We start from the raw sequence: 19,716 nt of genomic DNA on the forward strand, positions 1-19,716 counted from the left end.
GTGGCCCAGGAGATCGCCTGCGATGGCGGCGGAACCTACTTTTTCGGCGTCAGCACCTCGGTGCCATTGCCTTCCTTGCCGGCGATCGTCCATAGGCCGTGCAGCGAGCCGTCGTCTATCACCTTGTAGACGACGAGGCCGATATCCTTGTCCATGACATAGCCGGCGGAGAAGGCGTCATCGTTGCGCATGCAGATGCCGTCGGAAGATGAGCCGCCCGTCTCCCAGTGGATCGTGCAGGTCGTTCCGCTGGTCAGCGCGATGGTTGCCTCGCCGCCATAGGCGGAGCCGTCGAAGTTGGTGCCGGCGACCGTATAGGTTCCGCCGATCGACTGGGCGGCCGCTGGCACGGAAGCGAGGCCAAGCAGTGCAAGAGAAAGAACGAGTTTGCGCATGATGTATTCCCCCGTTGGATGAAACCGTCCCAAGCGGAAGGCTAGGCCGGAACGGACCAACGGTAAATCAGCGGAGCATTCGCGGATAAGGATTTGTTCGCGGTGTGGCCGAAATGCTCACGGTCCCGAAACGCTCATGGTCCCCCAAACTCTCATGGCTCCTTGAGACTGCCGGCGATGGCGCCGACAAGCGGGTCGTATTTCGACTTGAGGGCTGGCGGGTAGTCGATCCGGACCGTGCGGATGACGCCATCCCTGCCGAACAGGCGCCGCTCGTAAAAGATCTTTCCGCCCTTCAACCCAGACAACACCGCCCAATCCTTGCCGGACTTGCTGTAGGTGACCATGTAGCCGGCTTCGTCGCTGGCCTTCTCGGCTGCCACAAAACCCTTCGGCGTATCGTCGTCGATGTTGAGGATGCCCGAGCAGATCAGGCTGGCGCCATCGGCACTCAGCCATTCCTGTCCGTCGCCATTATCCGGCTCGGGCTGGCGATCGGTGAAGATCTCATCGGGGAACGTGCAGACGGTGCCGAAGCGCTCGTTCACATAGGTGAACGGCGCGGCGACCGCACTGGTCGCTGCAATTGCTGTGACAAACGCCAGGGATGAAGAACGTCGCCGCATGTCTCGCCTCCAAGCCAAATGACCAGGAAGGCAATCTTGCACGAATTCAGTAAAGAATCAGCCGCCCGTCACACTCATATGCCGCGACACCGATGGGCGGCTGGTGCGGCGGTCGATGATGAAGTCGTGGCCTTTCGGCTTGCGGCCGATCGCTTCGTCGATGGCCTCGGCGACCAGTTCGTTGCCTTCGGAGGCCCGCAAGGGCGCGCGCAGGTCGGCGGCGTCTTCCTGGCCGAGGCACATGTACAGCGTGCCGGTGCAGGTCAGCCGGACGCGGTTGCAGCTCTCGCAGAAATTATGCGTCATCGGCGTGATGAAGCCAAGGCGTCCGCCGGTCTCGGCGACATGGACATAGCGGGCCGGGCCGCCGGTCTTGAAGGGGATGTCGGTCAGCGTGAACTGGCGTTCCAGCGACGCGCGCAGCAGCGACAGCGGCAAATACTGGTCCGTGCGGTCGGCATCGATCTCGCCCATCGGCATGGTCTCGATGACCGTCAAATCCATGCCGCGGCCATGCGCCCAGCGCATCATCCCGGGCAGCTCGGCGTCGTTGAAATCCTTCAGCGCCACCGCGTTGAGCTTGACCTTCAACCCGGCCGCCTGCGCGGCATCGATGCCTTGCATTACCTTGTCGAGATGACCCCAGCGGGTGATCTTGTGGAACTTGTCGGGATCGAGCGTATCGAGCGAGACGTTGATGCGCTTGACGCCGCAATCGGCGAGTTCGGCGGCAAAGCGCGACAGTTGCGAGCCGTTGGTGGTCAACGTCAGTTCTTCCAGCGCGCCGCTTTCGAGATGCCGCGACAGCTGGCGCACCAGATGCATGATGTTCTTGCGCACCAGCGGCTCACCGCCGGTGAGGCGCAATTTCCTGACGCCCTTTTCGATGAAGACACCGCAGAGCCGGTCGAGTTCTTCCAGCGACAGCAGGTCCTTCTTCGGCAGGAAGGCCATGTCCTCGGCCATGCAATAGGTGCAGCGAAAATCGCAGCGGTCGGTGACCGACACCCGGAGATAGCTGATCGTGCGACCGAAAGGGTCGATCATGTCCATGCTTCAAACGCTTCCCGTGGCCGTGAACGGCGTCGTTATATACCGCTATGTGATACGATCCAGCCGTTCATTCAAGATAGCGGCTGTAGATCTTTGGCAACATCCCTGCGCCGACATAGCATGTCGGTCGGCTTTATCAGACCTTTTCCCGTTTGACGAAGCGGCGTAGGGAAGGGGTGAATGACACGGGATCGAACAGCATGACCGCGCCGAAGGAACTCCGGGTCTCGAAGGACCGCAAACTGCTGTCCGTCACCTTTCCCGATCACCAGCCCTTCGAACTGCCGGCGGAGCTGCTGCGCGTCGCCTCGCCATCGGCCGAGGTGCAGGGCCATTCGCCCGAACAGCGGGTGACGGTTCCCGGCAAGCGCAATGTCGCTATCCTGAAGATCGAGCCGGTCGGCAACTATGCCGTGCGTATCACCTTCGACGATTTCCACGACACCGGCATCTTCACCTGGAATTACCTGCACACGCTCGGCCACGAGAAGGATGCGCGCTGGAACGCCTATCTCGCCGAGCTTGCGGAAAAGGGCTTGAGCCGGGACCGCTAGGCTGGCGCCGCCATTGTCGTCAAAGCGTCATCGAAGTGGGGTAGCGCCAGCGAAGGTTTGGAGACGAAAAAGATGTCCGTCATCACCACGGTCGAGCAGCTCGAGGCGCTCTATGGCGTTCCAGGCGAGGCCTCGCTGGTCAAGGAACTCGACCACGTCATCCCGGAATATGCCGCCTTCATCGAAGCCTCGCCCTTTGTCGCGCTGGCGACCAGTGGCCCGGAGGGTCTGGACTGTTCGCCGCGCGGCGATCTCGCCGGCTTCGTGCGCATCCGCGATCCGAAAACCCTGATGATGCCGGACCGTCGCGGCAACAACCGTGCCGATTCGCTTCGAAACATCATCCGCGACCCGCGCGTCGGCCTGCTGTTCCTGGTGCCGGGATCGGGCACGACGCTGCGCGTCAATGGTCGCGCTCATATCACCACGGATACAACGCTATGCGCGTCATTCACGGTCGAAGGCAGGGCGGCGCGATCGGTAACCGTCGTCGACATCGATTCGGTCTACTTCCAATGCGCCCGTGCCATCGTCCGCTCCGAGCTCTGGAATCCGGCGAGGCATGTCGACCCGAAGTCGTTGCCGACGCCCGGACAGATCCTGGAAATCACCAGCCGCAAGAACATCGACGGCGAGACCTACGACAAGGAATGGCCTGAGCGGGCGAAGAAGACGATGTGGTAAGTCTGGGCTGAAGGAGCCGCTACGCCTCCTTCAGCACCTCATAGATCTTGCGCATCTGATCGCCGATCATGTCGCACTGTTCCGCTGTCGACTGGCTCATCGCCTTCTCGATCAGCGCCATATGCACTTTCAGCGCCTGCATCAGCAGCGCCTCGCCGGCCTCGGTGAGCGCGAGCCGCAGGATGCGCTTGTCCTTGTCGTCGCCTTCGCGGCGCAACAGGCCGCGCGCCTCCAACTGCGGCAAAAGCATGGTGATGTTGGAGCGGCCGACGAGCAGCTTGCGGGCAAGGTCGTGCTGCGACATGCCGGGGTGACGATAGAGGTTCATCAGCACGTCGAGCTGCGCCGGCTTCAGGTCGAGCGGCCCCAGCTTCACCGCCAGCGTGCGTTCAAGCACATGACAGGCGCGCGCCACCGCGACCCAGTTGCGAAAACGCGGGTTGTCCCAAGGTAGCTCTTGTTTATTGTTCATCTTTGAACTATTATGTTCATGCTTGAACGTATGGATGGATTCTCACTATGGCATCATTCGGGCTGAAGGTCATCCGGGGCGTGTTCGGTGCGGCCGAGCGTGTCGCGCCGCGGCTCACCGGACGCGCGGCGTTCGAATTGTTCTGTCGCACGCCGAACGTCAAGGCGCTCAGCGACGGTGAACGGCGCGCCATCGACCGCGCTGCCGAGTTCATGACCGAGGCGCGTCATCACCGGCTGAAGACCGCGACCGGCTGCGTCATGGCGCACGAGTTCCGGCCGGAGCCGGGCAGGGCGGCCGCCGGCACGGTGCTTGTCGTCCATGGCTGGCGCTCGCGCACCGAATATATGCGCGCGTTGATCGAAGGCTATCGCGCCGCCGGCCATAGGGTCGTTTCGCTCGATCTGCCCGGCCACGGCCAGTCGCAGGGCAGGCGGCTGAACATGGTCAATGCCGTCGATGCGGTGCGGGTTGCCGGCGAATGGTTCGGCCCCTTCGTGGCGGCGGTCGGTCATTCTTTCGGCGGCGCGGTCGCCGCCAATGCCATCGCCGGCTCGGTCAAGAACATCCCGCCGCTGGCGGCCGGACGCCTAGTGCTGATTGCGGCGCCAAGCTCTCTGCCGGCGATCTTTGCCGACTTCAGCCGCATGCTCAATGTCGGCCCGCGCTCGCAAGCCGCCATGGCGGACCGGGTCGAGCATCTTTCCGGCCGGCCGCTGCACGAATTCACCGGCGACCGCCAGCTCGCCCAGGCGCCGGTGCCGACCCTGGTCATCCATGCGCAGGACGACCGCGAAGTTTCGGCCGATCATGCAAGGCGCTACGCCGGCGCAGGCGGCCATGTGCGGCTCTACTGGGCCGACGGGCTCGGCCACCGCCGTATCCTTGCGGACAAGGGTGTGGTCGAACGCGCGGTCGGCTTCGTGACGCATCGCGAGCCGACGCTGCTGCACTGAGCGTCGATCGAAATTATTTCTTCTTCTCGCCGGGTTCGACCGGCAGTCCGGCCGCCTTCCAGGCGGTGTAGCCGCCAAGGATGTGCTTGACCGGCGCAAGCCCCATGTCCTGCGCTGTCTTGGTGGCCAGCGCCGAACGCCAGCCGCCGGCGCAGAAGAAGACGAAGCTCTTTCCCGAGGCGAAGAACGGCTTGTGGTACGGGCTTTCGGGATCGATCCAGAATTCCAGCATGCCGCGCGTGACATGTTTGGCGCCGGGAATCCGGCCGTCGCGTTCCACCTCGCGAGGGTCGCGCAGATCGACGAAGATTGTGTCTTCCTCGTCGAGCAGCCCGGCTGCTTCCTCAGGAGAAACCACCTCGATCTCGGCGTTCGCCTCGTCCAGCAGTTCGCGATAACCCTTTTTCACGCTTTCATCCCTCCCGGCTTGCTGGCGAATTTCGAGCACACCGGCCGGCGTTTGTCACGCCGCATCGGTGCCGGAGCGCAAGCACCCTCGCTCCAGCCGTCACGATGTTGTGAAACCGTTCTGCAACAGACGTTCCAAAATTTATGAAAGCTTAACGAAATCGGTATGAATCAGTATAGTCGCGCCTTACATCCGCCATGCGGTGAGCGGGACGATCTAGCGTGCGGAACGGGAACCGGCTGCGGCCGGGAGCGGGTGATCCATGAAATTCCTCGGAAACAAGGCGGCCGTGATGCCGCTGATGGCGATCACGGCAACGCTCGCTTTCGGTGCGCCGCAAGCAGGCGCGCAGGGGCTGTTCGACATGCTTTTCGGCGGCGGCGTCAAGCACGCGCCGCAAGGCGAGTTTCCGCCCCCGCCACCGAAGAACAAGCCGAAAGCGCCGGGCGGCGGTGGCAGCGTGAGAATCAGCGGCCCGTCCTATTACACCTACAAGGCCGATCGTCTGGTTCGCGTCGACTTCTCGGCGCTGGCGGCGACGCCAGAGCCGGCGGTGCCGCAGGATGCGGCTTTCGTGCCGTCGGTGACCGTTGCTGCGTTTCGTGAGGCCATTGCCGGCTTGGGTGATTACGAACTCTATGCCGAGCCCGACATCGCCAAGGCGCTGATCGCCTACTACTCGGCCAATCCGGATTTCATCTGGGTGACGGGAACCAGCCTCAACAGCCGTGCTCAGGATGCGGTGCGCGTTCTTGGCGAGGCTTCAAGCTATGGTCTCACGCCCGCCGACTACACGGTCGAAGTGCCCGCCGCCGGTGCATCGACGGCCGACCCCAATGCGCAGCTGAAAGAACTCGTCCGTTTCGAGATGGCGCTGTCGGCGCGCGTGCTGCGCTATGCCCACGACGCCCAGAACGGCCGCGTCGAGCCCAACCGCATGACAGGCTACTACGATTTCCCGGCCAAGCCGCTCGACTTGCAAGGCGTGCTGAAAACGCTGGCGCATACCCAGGAGGTGCGCACCTATCTCGAGTCGCGGCATCCGCAGAACGCGGAATACCAGGCGTTGCGCGTCGAACTGGAATCGCTGCAGGCAAGTGCGGAAAACGAAATCGTCGTCGACCCCAAGCTGTTGCTGAAGCCGGGCGAAACCAGCCCCGAACTGCCGAAGCTTCTGACCTTGATCGCGCGCAATCTCGATGACGAGATGGGCGGCGCCTATGGCGAGATCCTGTCCAGGCTGGCGACCAGCGAAGTCTACGACCCGGAACTCATTCCGATCATCAAGGCCGTGCAGCAAAAGGCAGGCATGAAGGGCGATGGCGTCATCGGTCCGCGCACCGTTGCGTCGCTGGCCGGAACTTCCAAGGCCGACAAGCTGCTGAAGGTGGAAGTGGCGCTGGAGGAACTGCGCTGGCTGCCTTCCGATCTCGGCAGCCCGCGGGTCTTCATCAACCAACCGGCCTTCACCGCGAGCTATATCGACAATGGCGAGGAAAAGCTGAAGACGCGTGTCGTCGTCGGCCGGACCACCAACCAGACCGCCTTCTTCTACGACCAGATCAAGCAGGTCGATTTCCATCCCTATTGGGGCGTGCCGCAGTCGATCATCGTCAACGAAATGCTGCCCAGGCTGCGCAACGATCCCGGCTATCTCGACCGGGCCGGCTACGAGGTGACGGATTCGCGCGGCAAGCGTATTCCTTCGTCGGCGGTCGACTGGGGCGCCTATGGCTCGAACATCCCCTACAGCGTGCGCCAGCAGCCGAGCGAGGCCAATGCGCTGGGCGAACTGAAGATCCTGTTCCCCAACAAGCACGCGATCTACATGCACGACACGCCGCAGAAATCCTTCTTTGAGCGTGACATGCGCGCGCTCAGCCATGGCTGCGTGCGGCTGCAGGATCCACGCGGCATGGCGGCGGCGGTGCTCGGTACCTCGGTCGACTATATCGCCGAGAAGCTGAAGCACGGCCACGCGACCGAGAACGTGACACGCACGATTCCGGTCTATGTCGCCTATTTCACCGCCTGGCCTGATCTGTCCGGCAAGGTCGAATATTTCGGCGACGTCTACGACCGCGACTCGCGGCTGAAGCAGGCCCTGGACGTCACTGAGGCAGTGCGCTCACCGACGAGTTGAATGAAAAATTTCTTTATGCATGTCGTTGTCCCAAAACCGCTGCCCACTTTTGGGCGACATGCATTAGCGCTCTGACAGCGGCCGCCGGAAGCCGGCGTCCCGCCCGGCGATCAACCAATAGAGCAACCCGGCGACAAGGCCGGCGGCGGCGATGATGCCGATGTCGACCCAGCGCTCCGGGTCCATGTCCTCCGGCGCACTCGGCCAGGTCAGGGCGAAACCGCCAACCGCGGCGGCGGCGCCGAAGAGCATGTGCAGCAGCACATTGCGCAGCGAGAAGAACTCGGCGATCAGCGCGAAGATCAGCGTCTGCAGCGCGGTCACGACAATCGTCAGGAAATAGACGAACATGCCGAGTGGCGGGACCAGCAGGACCGCGATCGGCGAGACGCCCATGAAGTCGAAATAGCCGGGCGAGTTGGGCAAGGAACTGAGCACGGCATAGATCGCCGCGATGGCGATCAGGCCGACCAGAACCGACACGAAATAGCCGGCCAGCATCATCAATATGCGCTTCATCACGTGTTTCGCGGTCGCCATGCCCATCCCCCAATGCGGCGCCTAGAGCGGGATGAATTTAGGTTGGGGCATAGCCGGCCTCTGTGAAGTAATTTCTGCATTCGGTTGAAGTGACGGTGCCGAGGATTTGGCCGATGGCGTCACAGACGGTCTCAACTGTTCGCCTTGCAGCCTTGCGCAGCCAATGCTTGAGCTTGGCGAAGAGCTTCTCGATGGGGTTCAGGTCGGGCGAGTATTTGGGCAGCAAGAACAGCCTGGCGCCGGCCGAGCGGATGGCGCGGCGCACGGCCTTACCCTTGTGCGAGCCGAGATTGTCCATGATGACGATGTCGCCGGGCTTGAGGGTTGGGACAAGAACCTCATCGACATAGAGCTGGAAGCGCTCGCCGTTGATCGGTCCGTCGATCAGCCATGGTGCTTCGACACGGTCGTGGCGCAGCGCCGCTAGGAAGGTCATGGTCTTCCAATGGCCATGCGGCACCTTGGCTTTGATCCTCTCGCCGCGCGGCGCCCATCCCCTGAGCGGCGCCATGTTGGTTTTGGTCCAGGTCTCGTCGATGAACACCAGACGAGAAGCATCGATGCGATCCTGATACTTTGCCCATTGTGCCCGCCGGCGTGCCACATCCGGGCGATCCTGCTCGGCCGCGATCAGCGTCTTTTTTTGTGACTGAGCTTCTCGGCGTGGACGAACTCCCACACCGAGCGGTAATCGACCTTCAGGCCGCGATCGCCAAGTTCGGCCACAAGACCGCGCAGCGTGAAGTCCGCGGCCCGGCAGCGCAGCAGCAGCCACTCCCGATGCTCTCCGGCAATCTTCTTCGGTCTGTGCCCACCCATCTTGCCGGGCGCAAGACTGCTCGTCTCGCGCAAGCGGCTTACCCATCTGATGACGGTGCTGATCCCAACCTCAAAGCGTACTGCCGCCTGCCGCCGCGACAGGCCACCCTGCTCAACTGACGCAACAACCCGTTCGCGAAGATCCATCGAATAAGGCTTGCCCATCCATACTGGCCTCCTGACCCAGCCAGCAGGTTGAATCAGATTTGCAAGCCCAAGGGAATCCCCGCCGATTCAGCCTCAATTCATTCCGCTCTAGCACGACAGTCAGCCATCAAAGCTAGACTGGCGCAAGGGAAAGAGGATGGCCGCGGCGCCGGAGCCTTTCTACAGCGCTGACGATTGGCGAAATCGGCGGCGAGCGTCCCTCTCCCCGTCGCTATACGGGGAGAGGATGCCGGCAGGCAGGTGAGGGGCGGCGCCAGCGCCCGGAAAGACCGATGGCAACGGCTGGGAGTGGCCAATGATTCGCGTCCGAACGGCCTCCGACGACGACCCTTATTTTGGCTCGCCCGTCACGGGATCATAATTGATCTCAACCTTGGCCTTGTCCGACGTGTAGTAGGTGACGGTGTAGGCGCCGCTATCCCAGTCGACCTCCTTCACATAGAGAAAGCCGTCGCGCTTCTCGACCTTGGCGAGAATGTCAGACAGTTTCTTGGCATTGGACGGCGGCAGCGGAGCATCGTCCGCGGCAAAGGCCGGCCCGCCGGCGAGAAGAACGGCGACGCTGGTCGCCAGGAGCAATCTGGACATGGTTTTCCCTCAACTTTCCTGGGACAGAAACTCGCTGCCATGCCGGTTTGTTCCGCGGGTGGCATGCCGGGCCATCTCAGCCGACCGGCTTGGTACCTGTTCGAGGGGCTGCCGCCCGCCTAACTTACGCGGCGCGTCGTTGAGCGGGGTGGAGACCTGAACGGGTTCGACGAGGGTCGACGGCGGTCACGATGCCGTGGTGGTGATCGCAATAGACGCGATCCGGCGAAGTTGGCCCAGCACAAAAACGATAACCGCCGGGTACTGACCGGTCTTCGCTCACCGGGAAGCGGCACTGATAGACGCCCAGTTGAATGAGTGGGACGTCTCTCGAAGTTGGTCTGATATTTTCAGGCATGATTTTCAGGTTCCTAGTTCATAGCCATTGCCCGCTGACGGCCGCGGTGCGACCGCGTCAGGGCGAGCTTCTCTCGTTTTGGAGGGCTGTGGATCACCATATGGTGTTGGTCGCAGCGTGAATGAAGCCCGTGGCCCTGCTTTCGGAAGCCAATTGTTGCGACTTAAGGCCACACTTGCCGCTGGGGTGCACGAAGGCATCCGGCGGGCGATGTTGTCGTCCACAGATCGCTCCGCCCCCGGGTTAATTGGCAGGCGGGGTGAGGGGTGGCTTGTGGGGCCCCCCTTCAGGCCTTGCGCTTCGCGATTGGTCGGCTGCCGCTTCTGGCCGCGCCGAGCTTCGTCGCCGCTTTGGCGGCAGCTTTCGGAGCTTTCAACTTCGTCGCTGCTTTGGCGGCTGGAGCCTTTGCAATGGCAGGCTTCGCAGCGCGGGCAGTGAGAACAGAGGCGGCCACAGGCCTTGCCGGGTTGGCAAAAGCACGCGGCATTGCTTTGGCGGCAGTATGTTTTTTTGCGGCGGCACCCGCCACGTCCCGCTTGTGGTAAACCTTGGAACGCACAGAAGCGGAGTCCGCAGTCGACCAGCGTGATCCGGTCTCCGATGCAGGCGGCTCGACGGCCTCGATGCTCAAGCGCAGACCCATCGCGTGAACCACCTTGATAACAGTCGCAAATTCGGGACGGCCCTTGCTGTCGAGTGCCCGGTAGAGGCTTTCGCGGGATAGCCCGGCAGCCTTGGCGATCTGCGTCATACCGCGCGCACGGGCGATCTCGCCGAGTGCCGCCGCCATCAGCGCGGGATCGCCATCGGCGAAAATCTCGTCGAGGAAATGCGCAATGGTTTCCTCGTTATCGAGGTTCTTGCTGACATCCCAAGCTGTCGTTTCAACTGTCATTCAAAATACTCCTGCGCGAGTTTCTTCGCCCTTGCGATATCGCGCCTTTGACTGCCCTTGTCGCCACCGCACAGCAACAGCACCACAGCATCGCCGTGGCAGGCGAAGTAGATGCGATAGCCTGGCCCGTGATCGACGCGCATTTCACTAACGCTCTCGCCCACCGGCTTCGCATCGCCAAAATGGCCGGTATGCTGGACACGAAAAATGCGGGCGTCGATGCGACCGCGCGCGGCATTTGGCAAGTCACCATACCATTTGGCATAGACCTTGGTCTGGCGGATTTCCATTCATTGCCCTGTCGCCTATAGGCCACAATATAGGCACGCTAGAAAACGCGCAAGGGTTACCTGCAAGTGCCTTGCTTAGCCGCAGCCACTGCGCCGGCACCGCAGACGGCGGTTGAAGAGTCCGGCGGGTGCCCCCGGGTTATCGGTTGGCCCTTGGGGGCCGTCATGTGGGGTCCCGCATCCGTGCGCGACCGTTGGCTTTCAGGGCCCTCAACCGGCCAGTTCTAGGAGGGCGAGCCGCGGGAGCGGATACAACTTTTGTCAGCAGACAGTGTGGTCGCGTCCCAGAGCATCTCTCCGAACCGTTGCGCCGGTGCTATGGTGTGCCTGCATGATCAGACAGCAGGGATATGAGGCATGCCCGAAGTCACCCGCCGTACACTTCTTGCGTTCACCGCCGTGGCCTCGGTCATTGAACCGTCGTTTGCTGAAGGGGAAGGTGTCTCACCCGAATTGCGGGCGCTGATCGGAGCCCATGAAGCCACCTATGTCGGGCTTCTCAGGGTTGTTCATCAAGCGGGCAGTAGCAGCCACGAACGCAAGAGGGCAGACCGGATCGAACAGGAAGCATTGCTGGCCATCTGCTCCTATCCTGCGATCAGCCGAGGCGACCGCCGGGCCAAGGCCGATTACCTGTTGACCGCCGAGGCTCGGGGTGAACTCGACCTGGAAGAGCACATGCAGGCCATCCTGCACTCGATGAAGCGCTGATCGCGGCTCGACCGCGCATCTCCAACCAGACATCGCCGACTTTGTCACCATGGCGACAAGCGGGTCGGGCACGCCGTTATGTTATCGATATCTTGATCGGAAGGCCTGGGCCAAACTGATGAACATTGTTTGGCGAAGGCAAACTGCGTGCGAGCAAATCCGGGGGCCCGCACGTTAATCCCCAAATCTGAATTAGAGCGGTATTTGAGGAAGATAACCTGATCAATGAGGCAGCGTTCACTGCGGCCGCAAATCGACTGCCGTACGGATTTTGGTGGGCGATGCAGGGATTGAACCTGCGACCCCACCCGTGTGAAGGGTGTGCTCTCCCGCTGAGCTAATCGCCCGCTCGTTGCCTAAAGGCCAAGCGAGCCGCGATATAAGGGAGGCAGGTGCGGGAAGTCAAGGCGAGTGTCGGGCATTCCGGTGAGGATCGATTTATGGCCCCCTCGGCCCTGTCTCCGACACGACGCCGGTCGCTTCCCCGAGGGCAATTGCGTATGGATTCTTGCGAAGAAGGACCCCCGCCCTAACCCTCCCCACAAGGGGGAGGGAAGCTGCCGCGCGCTCTTCATCTTTGCGGTCAAAACGTCGGCAATTTTGCTGAGATCAGCGCCGACGGGATCTCCCTCCCCCTTGTGGGGAGGGGTTAGGGGTGGGGGTATTCGTAGGGCGCACGCCTTTGCCCCTTTGCGATTGCCTTGGCCGCTTCCCCCCTCACTGTCCGGCGGCGGCAATCAGCCTCTGCGCCAGATCAAGCGTCAGCGCGTCGAAATGCGAGATCACCGCCGAGGGCTCGAATTCGCGCACATGGCGGTCGGTGTAGCCGAAATCGACCGCCACCACCGGAATGCCGGCTGCTTTTGCGGTGTCGATATCGGTTTGCGAATCGCCGACCATCAGCGCGCGATGCGGGTCGCCGCCGGCGAGCTTGATGGTCTCGATCAAATGACGCGGGTCGGGCTTGCGGAAGGCGAACGTGTCCTGTCCGGCGATCGCCGCGAAATGCCTGGTCAGGCCGAGCGCCTCGATCAGCGCCAGCGAGTTGGCCTCGTATTTGTTGGTGCAGATGGCCAGGAGATAGCCGGCGTTCTCGAAGCGCGCGATCGCCTCGACGACACCGGGATAGGGGCGCGACTTGCCGGGGATGTTGATCGTGTAGTGGTCGAGGAAGAGTTTCAGCAGCCGGTCGTGCTCCTCGACAGCAAGCGATCGCTGATGGGCAGCATGAGCGCGTTCGATCATCACCCGGCCGCCGTGACCGACAAAGCGCCTGAAGCCGGCTTCGTCGACCGCCGCGATATCGCTGGCGGCAAGGCTGTGGTTCAGGCTGTCGAGCAGGTCCGGCGCCGTATCGATCAGCGTACCGTCGAGGTCGAACACGATGATCGGGCGGGTCATGGTCTGTCCTGGGCCAAGTTTGTGCAATGGGCAGGCGATAGCGGCTGCGGCGCGTCAAGGCAAGGTCACCCGGGCCAGCTCGTTCAGGCAGCCCCATCGGGCTGGGCATACGAGGCGCGCCAGAAATGGAAAACCCGCCACGGCGGCGGGTTGTCGGCGCAAATCAGCACCATGGGCAAATATGTAGCACGCCTGCCGTCACCGGGTCAACGAGACAGAGGAAATAATTCCTATTGCGTGTCACCCGTGCGTCGCCCGTTGGCCGCGCATTCACAACATCGATGGGATGCCGCGCGTCACCGGGGGACGCAGCGGCCAGGGGCTTTGACCAGACCGGCAAAGATGCTACGAGCCCGAAACGTCAGGTTTCGGGGCAGCAAGCGGCATGGATGCAAGGCAATTGAAGGTCGAAGCCGCACGGGCGGCACTTGCCCATGTCACGGACGGCATGCGGCTCGGCATCGGCACCGGCACCACGGCCGAAGAGTTCGTGCGGCTGCTTGCCGACAAGGTCGCCACCGGCATGACCGTCATCGGCGTGCCGACTTCGGAGCGCACCGCGTTGCTCTGCCGCGAACTCGGCGTGCCGCTGTCGACGCTGGAGGAAACGCCCGAGCTCGATCTCACCATCGATGGCGCCGACGAGGTCGACCCGGAGCTGACACTGATCAAGGGTGGCGGTGGTGCACTGCTGCGCGAGAAGATCGTCGCCGCGGCGTCCCAGCGCATGATCGTCATCGCGGACCGGTCGAAGATGGTCGCCACGCTCGGCCGTTTTCCCCTGCCGATCGAAGTCAACCCGTTCGGGCTGCGCGCAACCGAAATCGCGATTGGCGCGGCGGCTGAAAAGCTCGGCCTTTCCGGACCGGTCACATTGAGGATGACGGGGGGGCAGGCTTTTGTTACAGACGGCGGCCATTTTATCCTCGATGCATCTTTTGGCCGCATTCCGGATACAAGAGCGCTTTCGAATGCTCTCCACGCCATTCCGGGCGTGGTCGAGCACGGTCTTTTCATCGGGCTGGCGTCAGCGGCCATCATCGCCGGCGGCGACGGTATCGAAACTGTCCATGCCGCCCGAAAACCAGGGAGTTCTACCGATCATGACGTTGCATAACCGGGTTCGCAGCCTTTCCGTCCTTCTGGCCGCCGCCGCCGTTTTCGCCTTCTCTTCGCCGGCGTTTTCCCAGGATGTCACGGAATCGCACCTGAAGGCCGCCCGCGCGGCGGTGGCGGCGATCCACGCGACCGACCCGTTCGACAACATCCTGCCGCAGGCGGCAGCCGCGCTCGAGTCGCAGCTCATCCAGAAGAACCCGGACATGCAGGAGCTGATCGGCAAGACCATCAGCGAGAAGGCGCTGGCGCTGGCTTCGCGCCGCGCCGACCTCGAGAAGGAAGCAGCGCTCGCCTACGCAAAAGTGTTCTCCGAAAAGGAACTGACCGATATCGCCGCCTTCTACAATTCCGATTCGGGCAAGAAGCTGCTCGACAGCGGCCCGACGGTGACCCGCGACCTGGTCAAGGCCGCCGACATCTGGCAGAACGGCCTCGGCCGCGATCTCGCGCAGCAGGTCGGCGAAACGCTGGCCGCCGCCGCCAAGGCAAAGGCACCGGCAGCGCCAGCCGCCCCGGCGGATGGCGCCGCGCCCGCGGACAACAACTGATCCCGCATTTCAAAACGGCCTTGCGGCCATCCCGAAGCCCGGCTTGTCCGGGCTTTTCTTTTGACGCTTTGCAGCCTACCTGTCTCTCAATTTTCTGAAGCTCAAGGAGCCGTCATGGCCGGTTATGACTACGATCTTTTCGTCATCGGCGGCGGCTCCGGCGGGGTGCGGGCGGCGCGCGTGGCGGCCGCACTCGGCAAGCGCGTCGGCATCGCCGAGGAATACCGCTATGGCGGCACCTGCGTTATCAGGGGCTGCGTGCCGAAAAAGCTCTACGTCTATGCCTCGCAATTTCCGGAGCATTTCGCCGACGCGGCCGGCTATGGCTGGACGGTGCCGGAAGCCAGTTTCGACTGGCAGACGCTGGTCGCCAACAAGGATCGCGAGATCAGCCGGCTGGAGGCGATCTACCAGAGAAACGTCGAGGGCGCCGGCGGTGACGCCTTTCACTCGCGCGCCATGATAGTCGATCCGCATGTTGTGCATCTTCTCGGCGAGGATCGCACCGTCACCGCCGACCAGATCCTGATCGCGACCGGCGGCCGACCGGCGCCGCATCCGGCGCTGCCCGGCCACGAACATTGCATCTTTTCCAATGAGGCCTTCGACCTCAAGGAGCTGCCCAAGGCGATCATGATCGAGGGCGGCGGCTACATCGCCGTCGAGTTCGCCAACATCTTCCACGGTCTCGGCGTCGACACCACGCTGGTCTATCGCGGCAAGGAGATCCTCAGCCGTTTCGACATGGACCTGCGGCGCATGCTGCACGAGACGATGGAAAAGAAGGGGATAAAAATCCTCTGCCATTCCGTGTCCGAATTGGTGCGCAAGCGGCCGGACGGCCGGCTCGACGCAGTTCTCATCAGCGGCAAGGTGCTGACGGTCGACCAGGTGATGCTGGCCATCGGCCGCGTCCCCAACACCGAGAATATGGGCCTGGAAGGCATCGGCATGGAGATGACCAAGACCGGCGCGATCGCCGTAGACAAATACTCGCGCACCAACATCGACAACATCTGGGCGATCGGCGACGTCACCAACCGCGTACAACTGACGCCGGTGGCGATCCACGAGGCGATGTGTTTCATCGAGACCGCCTTCAAGGGAAATCCGACCGCGCCCGACCATGAGACGATCGCCACGGCGGTCTTTTCGCAGCCGGAGATCGGCACCGTCGGCCTGTCGGAGGACGATGCCGTCAAACGCTTCCCCGACATCGAAATCTACCGCGCCACGTTCCGGCCGATGCGGCACACGCTGTCCGGACGCGACGAGAAGATGCTGATGAAGCTGGTGGTCGATGGCGCGTCGAAGAAAGTGCTCGGCGCCCACATATTGGGGCCGGATGCCGGCGAGATGGCGCAGCTTCTCGCCATCCCGCTGAAGGCCGGCCTGACCAAGGATGATTTCGACCGCACGATGGCGGTGCACCCGACAGCGGCGGAAGAACTGGTCACCATGTACAAGCCGACCTATCGCGTGAAGGACGGCGAGCGGGTGGATTGACGGGCAAAACCCGCAGCAGTCGCATTTAGGAACGCCATGCTGGCGCCCTACGAATACCCCCACCCCTAACCCTCCCCACAAGGGGGAGGGAGACTTCCGTAGGTGCCGATCCTTGGCATGTCGCTTGCGTCTCAGCTTCAAGAGAGCGCGGCAGCGTTCCCTCCCCCTTGTGGGGAGGGTTAGGGTGGGGGTCCTCTCCGCAACAATCCTTGTGCGATTGTCGTTGTCCAACACTGGCTGCTACAGCAGCGTGCCGCGCAGGATCACCAGCGCCACCGAGAAATAGATCACCAGCCCGGTGACATCGACCAGCGTGGCGACGAACGGAGCCGATGCGCTGGCCGGATCGAAGCCGATGCGCTTCAAGGCGAACGGCAGCATCGATCCCGACAGCGAGCCGAAGGTGACGATACCGACCAGTGCCGTGCCGACCATGGTGGCGATCAGCGGCCAATGCGGGCCATCTGTGATCGACGGCAGCGGCAAATCACGGCCGGCTGCGGGTCGCAGCGTCGTTACTTCTGCTTCAGCCGGCGCGAGAAACGCAGCCATTTGTCCTCGACTGGCCTCGGCTGCGCGAGAATGGTGGTGAGTTCGACGGGCAGGGTCGGAACCAGCGGCTTCTTGGTGGCGACGCCGTCGGCGATGGCGACGATGCTGTGATAGAATTCGCTGCCGGTCATCGACCGCGGCGCCACCGCCTCGTGCATGACGCTGATCACCGTGACATCGGGGCAGTTGTCCTTGATGGCCTGGTGGAATGCAACCTTGCCATCGGGGTCGAGCGCGCCGGTGGCTTCGTCGAGGAACAGCAGCCCCGGCTGCTGCAGCACGATGCGGGCCACCACCAGCTTCTGTTTCTGGCCGCCCGACAGGACCTGATCCCAGCTTTTGCCTTCGCGGCTTTCGTCGGTCATGTGCTCGATAAAGTCGCCAAGGCCGGCCTTGTGCAGCGCCGACGCGACCTGCGCATCACCATGGTCGTGCTCCGAGCCGGGCAGGCAGACCAGCTGTTTCAGCGACACCGGCTGTAACTTGACCTCCTGGGCGGCAAAGAAACTCTTGACGCCTTCCGGGAAGACGATGGTGCCGCGGCCGTAGGGCCACAGGCCGTTGATCGCCTTGATCAGCGAGGTCTTGCCGCAACCGGATTCGCCTTTCAGGAACGTCCATTCGCCGCGCCGGAAGCGCAAATTGGCGGCGCTGAGGAAGGGCGTCGCATCCTCGCCCTGATGCGCCAGTTCGAGTTTCTGGATGGTAAGGCCGAACACCGGGTTCTGGCTGGCATAGTTGAAGTCGGAGCGACCGGTCTGGCTGTAGAACTCCTGCGGATGCTGGACGTTCTCGATCGCATTCGCCAGCTCGGTGACACGCTGGCTGTTGGCGCGCAACGTGGCGATGTTCGGCATTACGTGGATGAACCAGGAGCATTGACTGATCAGCGAATTGACCAGCTCGGAGCCGGTTATGTAGCCCTTGAGATCGAAACCGTTGTGGATGAACGGCACCAGGCCAGGTCCATAGGCGACAATGCGGGCACCAATGAAATTGTAGATCAGCTCGAACGAATTGTAGCCTGTGTTGACGATATTCAGCCGCGCCCAAGTGCGGTCGATGTCGACATAAAGTCGACTGTGCATCGTCTTCTGCACATCCTCGCCTTGCGAGGCCGCGACATGAAAGCTGCGACGCAGGAAAGTGGTCAGCTCGCCACGATAGCTGCCTTCGGATTGCTGCATCCTGACATTGAGCCGTTCCAGCAGACGACCCAGTTTGACCGCGATCCAAGTGTTAAGCGGCACGTAGGTGGCGACCGCCAGGAAGGCCAGAACCGCGCTGCCGTAGCTGCCGAGGAATTCCAGCCCTTTCACCTCCGCCGAGTTTTCAAGCAATTTCTGGCCGACGAAATAAAGCGATGTGGCAACACCCAGGACGCCCATGGCAAGGCCAATGGCGCCGCCGGTCATGTCCTTGATCGATTCCTGGACGCGCTGATCGATGTTGTCGGGAGCGGCATTGCCGGACGAACCATGCTGGGCGTGGAAATGCGTATGATTGGTGTCGAGCAGCGCTTCGTTGAAGCGGCTGTCCAGCCAGCCGCGCCATTTGCGATGCAACGTCGCTGAGACGAGGCTGCGTATGCCGGTGAAACCCGCATCCTTGAGCACGACCAGCAACACCAGGATGCCGGCATTGACCAGCAGCGAGCGAAGCGGCGTGGTGTTGGCGGCGTCGTGGAAGAAGGCGATCGAGTTGACCAGCTCGCCGGAGGCTTCTGCAAACCAGACACCGGCCTTGCTGGACAGCGCCGTGAGCAGCGCGATCACCAGCGTCAGGGTCCAGGCTTCCTTCCAGCGGTCCGAGACCCAGTAGGCCCGCATCAGGCCCCAGAAGCTGCGCATCGACGATACCGGCGTCAGAAGCGATTGCCCTGCGGCATCGCGAGGTGTTTTTTCCGGTACTGACTCTTGCGATGGTCTACCGACCCGAATCACGATCCCGCCCAAACCTTTTTTCTTTTGTTACGGATGGTAACACCAATTGATCATTTTCCATTAATTTAAAACCCGGCCGACCAGATTGCCTCGCCAGCCGTTGCCATGAGGCAACAGATTACATGCGGAAATATGGCGGCACCGGCCGGCAAAAATCAGGATATCGTTATTAATTTCAAATGCTTGATCTACAGAGTCATGCCATTGGCGCAGCTTCCCCTAGGGAAGCCATTCACACGGTTTTGTGAACTCGAAATCATACGGAGCGATCGATTTTCTCACCGCGGGCTGACCCGAGCACCCGAAAATTTGCCGCTGGTGATCTCGCCGGGCATGCGGTCATCGTCCCTGCCGGAGGCAGGAAGTGACCGGAATCGTCTGAGAGGCGCGATCCGTCTTGTCGAGTCAGCTGGACCTGCGTTTGACAATTCCTCCGTTCGGGATTGAACCTTGCCGGGCATTGTCGACACTCATGCATGCCCCGTTCTCCGACAAGGAAGTTCCAATGCTTGCACGCGCGGCCGCAATCCTGTCCCTCTTGGCCTGGCTGCCTCTTTTTGCCTGGCTACCTTTGGCTCATGCCGCCTCGCAGAGCATCCCGGCAAGCGCCGAAGGCCAGATCGAGTTCAACACGCCGTCCGGCAACATCGGCTGCATCTACACGGCGAAAGGCGGCACCAGCACCTATCAGCCGCAGGATGGCGGCCCGGAACTGAGCTGCTCGCGAGTCGAGCCGAGCTATGTCACCATCATCCTCGGTCCGCACGGGCCGGCCACGCTGATCAAGAACCCGGGCGAGCAGGGTTGCTGCGGCGTTGTCACCAAGCTTGGCTACGGCAACAGCTGGAGCGCGGGGCCGTTCTCGTGCCAATCGTCAGCCAAGGGACTGACCTGCACGGCCACGAACGGCCATGGCTTTTTTATCAGCAAGGCCAAGGTGACGGTGAAGTAAGACTTGCTCTTGTCGGGAAAGGAGAGGGCGGCGC

At 62.3% G+C, this 19,716-nt stretch carries 22 protein-coding genes, 1 tRNA gene and 1 pseudogene; 9 read left to right on the forward strand and 15 right to left on the reverse strand.

Annotated features, from left to right (window positions below):
* Positions 1-35 precede the first annotated feature (35 nt).
* The 3 genes from NKH02_RS02875 to moaA form a co-directional block, all read right to left on the reverse strand.
* A complete protein-coding gene (locus NKH02_RS02875) occupies positions 36-395 on the reverse strand; it encodes a hypothetical protein (RefSeq protein ID WP_352876210.1) in 360 nt (119 codons plus the stop codon).
* A gap of 152 nt (positions 396-547) precedes the next feature.
* Positions 548-1,021 (reverse strand): hypothetical protein, encoded by a 474-nt coding sequence (locus NKH02_RS02880; protein WP_352873067.1) that lies wholly within the window; start codon positions 1,019-1,021, stop codon positions 548-550.
* A gap of 57 nt (positions 1,022-1,078) precedes the next feature.
* Positions 1,079-2,074 (reverse strand): GTP 3',8-cyclase MoaA, encoded by a 996-nt coding sequence (moaA, locus tag NKH02_RS02885; protein ID WP_352876212.1) that lies wholly within the window; start codon positions 2,072-2,074, stop codon positions 1,079-1,081.
* A 200-nt stretch (positions 2,075-2,274) separates the two neighbouring features.
* Here moaA and NKH02_RS02890 point away from each other — a divergent pair, with 200 nt between their 5' ends.
* On the forward strand, positions 2,275-2,628 hold the full coding sequence (locus NKH02_RS02890) for a gamma-butyrobetaine hydroxylase family protein (protein ID WP_352873064.1): 354 nt from the start codon (positions 2,275-2,277) through the stop codon (positions 2,626-2,628).
* A gap of 72 nt (positions 2,629-2,700) precedes the next feature.
* Positions 2,701-3,312 carry a pyridoxamine 5'-phosphate oxidase family protein gene (locus tag NKH02_RS02895; RefSeq protein WP_352876214.1) on the forward strand — a complete coding sequence of 204 codons (612 nt, stop codon included), beginning with the start codon at positions 2,701-2,703 and terminating at the stop codon, positions 3,310-3,312.
* Between the two features lie 19 nt (positions 3,313-3,331).
* Here the strand turns inward: NKH02_RS02895 and NKH02_RS02900 are convergent, their stop codons facing one another.
* Positions 3,332-3,784, reverse strand: coding sequence for a MarR family winged helix-turn-helix transcriptional regulator (locus NKH02_RS02900; protein ID WP_352876217.1), 453 nt, complete (start codon positions 3,782-3,784; stop codon positions 3,332-3,334).
* A 47-nt stretch (positions 3,785-3,831) separates the two neighbouring features.
* Between NKH02_RS02900 and NKH02_RS02905 the strand changes: the two genes are divergently transcribed.
* Positions 3,832-4,740 (forward strand): alpha/beta hydrolase, encoded by a 909-nt coding sequence (locus NKH02_RS02905; protein WP_352876219.1) that lies wholly within the window; start codon positions 3,832-3,834, stop codon positions 4,738-4,740.
* 13 nt (positions 4,741-4,753) lie between these two features.
* Here NKH02_RS02905 and NKH02_RS02910 read toward each other — a convergent pair whose 3' ends face one another.
* Complete coding sequence (locus tag NKH02_RS02910) at positions 4,754-5,149, reverse strand: rhodanese-like domain-containing protein (RefSeq protein ID WP_352876222.1); 396 nt, start codon at positions 5,147-5,149, stop codon at positions 4,754-4,756.
* 262 nt (positions 5,150-5,411) lie between these two features.
* Here NKH02_RS02910 and NKH02_RS02915 point away from each other — a divergent pair, with 262 nt between their 5' ends.
* A complete protein-coding gene (locus NKH02_RS02915; RefSeq protein WP_352876224.1) occupies positions 5,412-7,292 on the forward strand; it encodes a L,D-transpeptidase family protein in 1,881 nt (626 codons plus the stop codon).
* A gap of 63 nt (positions 7,293-7,355) precedes the next feature.
* On the opposite strand, the gene NKH02_RS02920 is transcribed toward NKH02_RS02915, so the two are convergent.
* The 6 genes from NKH02_RS02920 to NKH02_RS02945 all read right to left on the reverse strand — a co-directional run bounded on the left by NKH02_RS02920 (position 7,356) and on the right by NKH02_RS02945 (position 10,950).
* A complete protein-coding gene (locus NKH02_RS02920) occupies positions 7,356-7,838 on the reverse strand; it encodes a hypothetical protein (protein ID WP_352876227.1) in 483 nt (160 codons plus the stop codon).
* A gap of 31 nt (positions 7,839-7,869) precedes the next feature.
* A protein-coding gene (locus tag NKH02_RS02925; protein ID WP_352876229.1) for an IS630 family transposase occupies positions 7,870-8,816 on the reverse strand; the annotation gives its coding sequence in 2 pieces (ribosomal slippage) (positions 7,870-8,475 and positions 8,478-8,816; 945 coding nt in all).
* A 333-nt stretch (positions 8,817-9,149) separates the two neighbouring features.
* Positions 9,150-9,407 (reverse strand): PepSY domain-containing protein, encoded by a 258-nt coding sequence (locus tag NKH02_RS02930; RefSeq protein ID WP_352873051.1) that lies wholly within the window; start codon positions 9,405-9,407, stop codon positions 9,150-9,152.
* 124 nt (positions 9,408-9,531) lie between these two features.
* Entirely contained in the window at positions 9,532-9,765 is a 234-nt protein-coding gene (locus tag NKH02_RS02935; protein ID WP_352873050.1) for a GcrA family cell cycle regulator, read from the reverse strand.
* Positions 9,766-10,051: 286 nt separating this feature from the next.
* Positions 10,052-10,660, reverse strand: a complete 609-nt coding sequence (locus NKH02_RS02940; protein ID WP_352876232.1) for an addiction module antidote protein — start codon at positions 10,658-10,660, stop codon at positions 10,052-10,054.
* On the reverse strand, positions 10,657-10,950 hold the full coding sequence (locus NKH02_RS02945) for a type II toxin-antitoxin system RelE/ParE family toxin (protein ID WP_352442436.1): 294 nt from the start codon (positions 10,948-10,950) through the stop codon (positions 10,657-10,659). The genes NKH02_RS02940 and NKH02_RS02945 overlap by 4 nt, the downstream gene beginning before the upstream one ends.
* A 357-nt stretch (positions 10,951-11,307) precedes the next feature.
* Here NKH02_RS02945 and NKH02_RS02950 point away from each other — a divergent pair, with 357 nt between their 5' ends.
* Positions 11,308-11,661 (forward strand): hypothetical protein, encoded by a 354-nt coding sequence (locus NKH02_RS02950; protein ID WP_352876234.1) that lies wholly within the window; start codon positions 11,308-11,310, stop codon positions 11,659-11,661.
* Positions 11,662-11,933: 272 nt separating this feature from the next.
* Here NKH02_RS02950 and NKH02_RS02955 read toward each other — a convergent pair.
* Together NKH02_RS02955 and NKH02_RS02960 are read right to left on the reverse strand one after the other, a co-directional pair.
* A tRNA-Val gene (locus NKH02_RS02955) sits at positions 11,934-12,008 on the reverse strand.
* Between the two features lie 370 nt (positions 12,009-12,378).
* The gene (locus tag NKH02_RS02960; RefSeq protein WP_352876236.1) at positions 12,379-13,062 is read right to left on the reverse strand and encodes a phosphoglycolate phosphatase; all 684 of its coding nucleotides are present in this window, start codon (positions 13,060-13,062) and stop codon (positions 12,379-12,381) included.
* Between the two features lie 385 nt (positions 13,063-13,447).
* Between NKH02_RS02960 and rpiA the strand changes: the two genes are divergently transcribed.
* From rpiA to gor, 3 genes are all read left to right on the forward strand, one after another.
* Positions 13,448-14,179 carry a ribose-5-phosphate isomerase RpiA gene (rpiA, locus tag NKH02_RS02965; protein WP_352876239.1) on the forward strand — a complete coding sequence of 244 codons (732 nt, stop codon included), beginning with the start codon at positions 13,448-13,450 and terminating at the stop codon, positions 14,177-14,179.
* A complete protein-coding gene (locus NKH02_RS02970; protein ID WP_352868545.1) occupies positions 14,166-14,729 on the forward strand; it encodes a DUF2059 domain-containing protein in 564 nt (187 codons plus the stop codon). The genes rpiA and NKH02_RS02970 overlap by 14 nt, the downstream gene beginning before the upstream one ends.
* 114 nt (positions 14,730-14,843) lie before the next feature.
* Complete coding sequence (gor, locus tag NKH02_RS02975) at positions 14,844-16,235, forward strand: glutathione-disulfide reductase (RefSeq protein WP_352868543.1); 1,392 nt, start codon at positions 14,844-14,846, stop codon at positions 16,233-16,235.
* A gap of 240 nt (positions 16,236-16,475) precedes the next feature.
* Here the strand turns inward: gor and NKH02_RS02980 are convergent.
* A pseudogene (locus tag NKH02_RS02980) lies at positions 16,476-16,697 on the reverse strand (magnesium transporter); the annotation flags it as partial.
* Between the two features lie 53 nt (positions 16,698-16,750).
* Positions 16,751-18,637 (reverse strand): ABC transporter ATP-binding protein/permease, encoded by a 1,887-nt coding sequence (locus NKH02_RS02985; protein WP_352868541.1) that lies wholly within the window; start codon positions 18,635-18,637, stop codon positions 16,751-16,753.
* A 598-nt stretch (positions 18,638-19,235) separates the two neighbouring features.
* Here NKH02_RS02985 and NKH02_RS02990 point away from each other — a divergent pair.
* Positions 19,236-19,682: a hypothetical protein gene (locus NKH02_RS02990; protein ID WP_352876241.1), complete on the forward strand. Its 447-nt coding sequence runs from the start codon at positions 19,236-19,238 to the stop codon at positions 19,680-19,682.
* The last annotated feature ends 34 nt before the right edge of the window (positions 19,683-19,716 follow it).

It is taken from the genome of Mesorhizobium sp. M1396, assembly GCF_040317725.1.
Taxonomy (GTDB): Bacteria; Pseudomonadota; Alphaproteobacteria; order Rhizobiales; family Rhizobiaceae; genus Mesorhizobium.

What these genes read in the sequence shown, in the direction of transcription:
- NKH02_RS02875 (WP_352876210.1), bottom strand. Translation starts at nt 395, where the DNA reads ATGCGCAAACTCGTTCTTTCTCTTGCACTGCTTGGCCTCGCTTCCGTG.
- NKH02_RS02880 (WP_352873067.1), bottom strand. Translation starts at nt 1,021, where the DNA reads ATGCGGCGACGTTCTTCATCCCTGGCGTTTGTCACAGCAATTGCAGCG.
- moaA (WP_352876212.1), bottom strand. Translation starts at nt 2,074, where the DNA reads ATGGACATGATCGACCCTTTCGGTCGCACGATCAGCTATCTCCGGGTG.
- NKH02_RS02890 (WP_352873064.1), top strand. Translation starts at nt 2,275, where the DNA reads ATGACCGCGCCGAAGGAACTCCGGGTCTCGAAGGACCGCAAACTGCTG.
- NKH02_RS02895 (WP_352876214.1), top strand. Translation starts at nt 2,701, where the DNA reads ATGTCCGTCATCACCACGGTCGAGCAGCTCGAGGCGCTCTATGGCGTT.
- NKH02_RS02900 (WP_352876217.1), bottom strand. Translation starts at nt 3,784, where the DNA reads ATGAACAATAAACAAGAGCTACCTTGGGACAACCCGCGTTTTCGCAAC.
- NKH02_RS02905 (WP_352876219.1), top strand. Translation starts at nt 3,832, where the DNA reads ATGGCATCATTCGGGCTGAAGGTCATCCGGGGCGTGTTCGGTGCGGCC.
- NKH02_RS02915 (WP_352876224.1), top strand. Translation starts at nt 5,412, where the DNA reads ATGAAATTCCTCGGAAACAAGGCGGCCGTGATGCCGCTGATGGCGATC.
- NKH02_RS02920 (WP_352876227.1), bottom strand. Translation starts at nt 7,838, where the DNA reads ATGGGCATGGCGACCGCGAAACACGTGATGAAGCGCATATTGATGATG.
- NKH02_RS02930 (WP_352873051.1), bottom strand. Translation starts at nt 9,407, where the DNA reads ATGTCCAGATTGCTCCTGGCGACCAGCGTCGCCGTTCTTCTCGCCGGC.
- NKH02_RS02935 (WP_352873050.1), bottom strand. Translation starts at nt 9,765, where the DNA reads ATGCCTGAAAATATCAGACCAACTTCGAGAGACGTCCCACTCATTCAA.
- NKH02_RS02940 (WP_352876232.1), bottom strand. Translation starts at nt 10,660, where the DNA reads ATGACAGTTGAAACGACAGCTTGGGATGTCAGCAAGAACCTCGATAAC.
- NKH02_RS02945 (WP_352442436.1), bottom strand. Translation starts at nt 10,950, where the DNA reads ATGGAAATCCGCCAGACCAAGGTCTATGCCAAATGGTATGGTGACTTG.
- NKH02_RS02950 (WP_352876234.1), top strand. Translation starts at nt 11,308, where the DNA reads ATGCCCGAAGTCACCCGCCGTACACTTCTTGCGTTCACCGCCGTGGCC.
- NKH02_RS02960 (WP_352876236.1), bottom strand. Translation starts at nt 13,062, where the DNA reads ATGACCCGCCCGATCATCGTGTTCGACCTCGACGGTACGCTGATCGAT.
- rpiA (WP_352876239.1), top strand. Translation starts at nt 13,448, where the DNA reads ATGGATGCAAGGCAATTGAAGGTCGAAGCCGCACGGGCGGCACTTGCC.
- NKH02_RS02970 (WP_352868545.1), top strand. Translation starts at nt 14,166, where the DNA reads ATGACGTTGCATAACCGGGTTCGCAGCCTTTCCGTCCTTCTGGCCGCC.
- gor (WP_352868543.1), top strand. Translation starts at nt 14,844, where the DNA reads ATGGCCGGTTATGACTACGATCTTTTCGTCATCGGCGGCGGCTCCGGC.
- NKH02_RS02985 (WP_352868541.1), bottom strand. Translation starts at nt 18,637, where the DNA reads ATGCGCAGCTTCTGGGGCCTGATGCGGGCCTACTGGGTCTCGGACCGC.
- NKH02_RS02990 (WP_352876241.1), top strand. Translation starts at nt 19,236, where the DNA reads ATGCTTGCACGCGCGGCCGCAATCCTGTCCCTCTTGGCCTGGCTGCCT.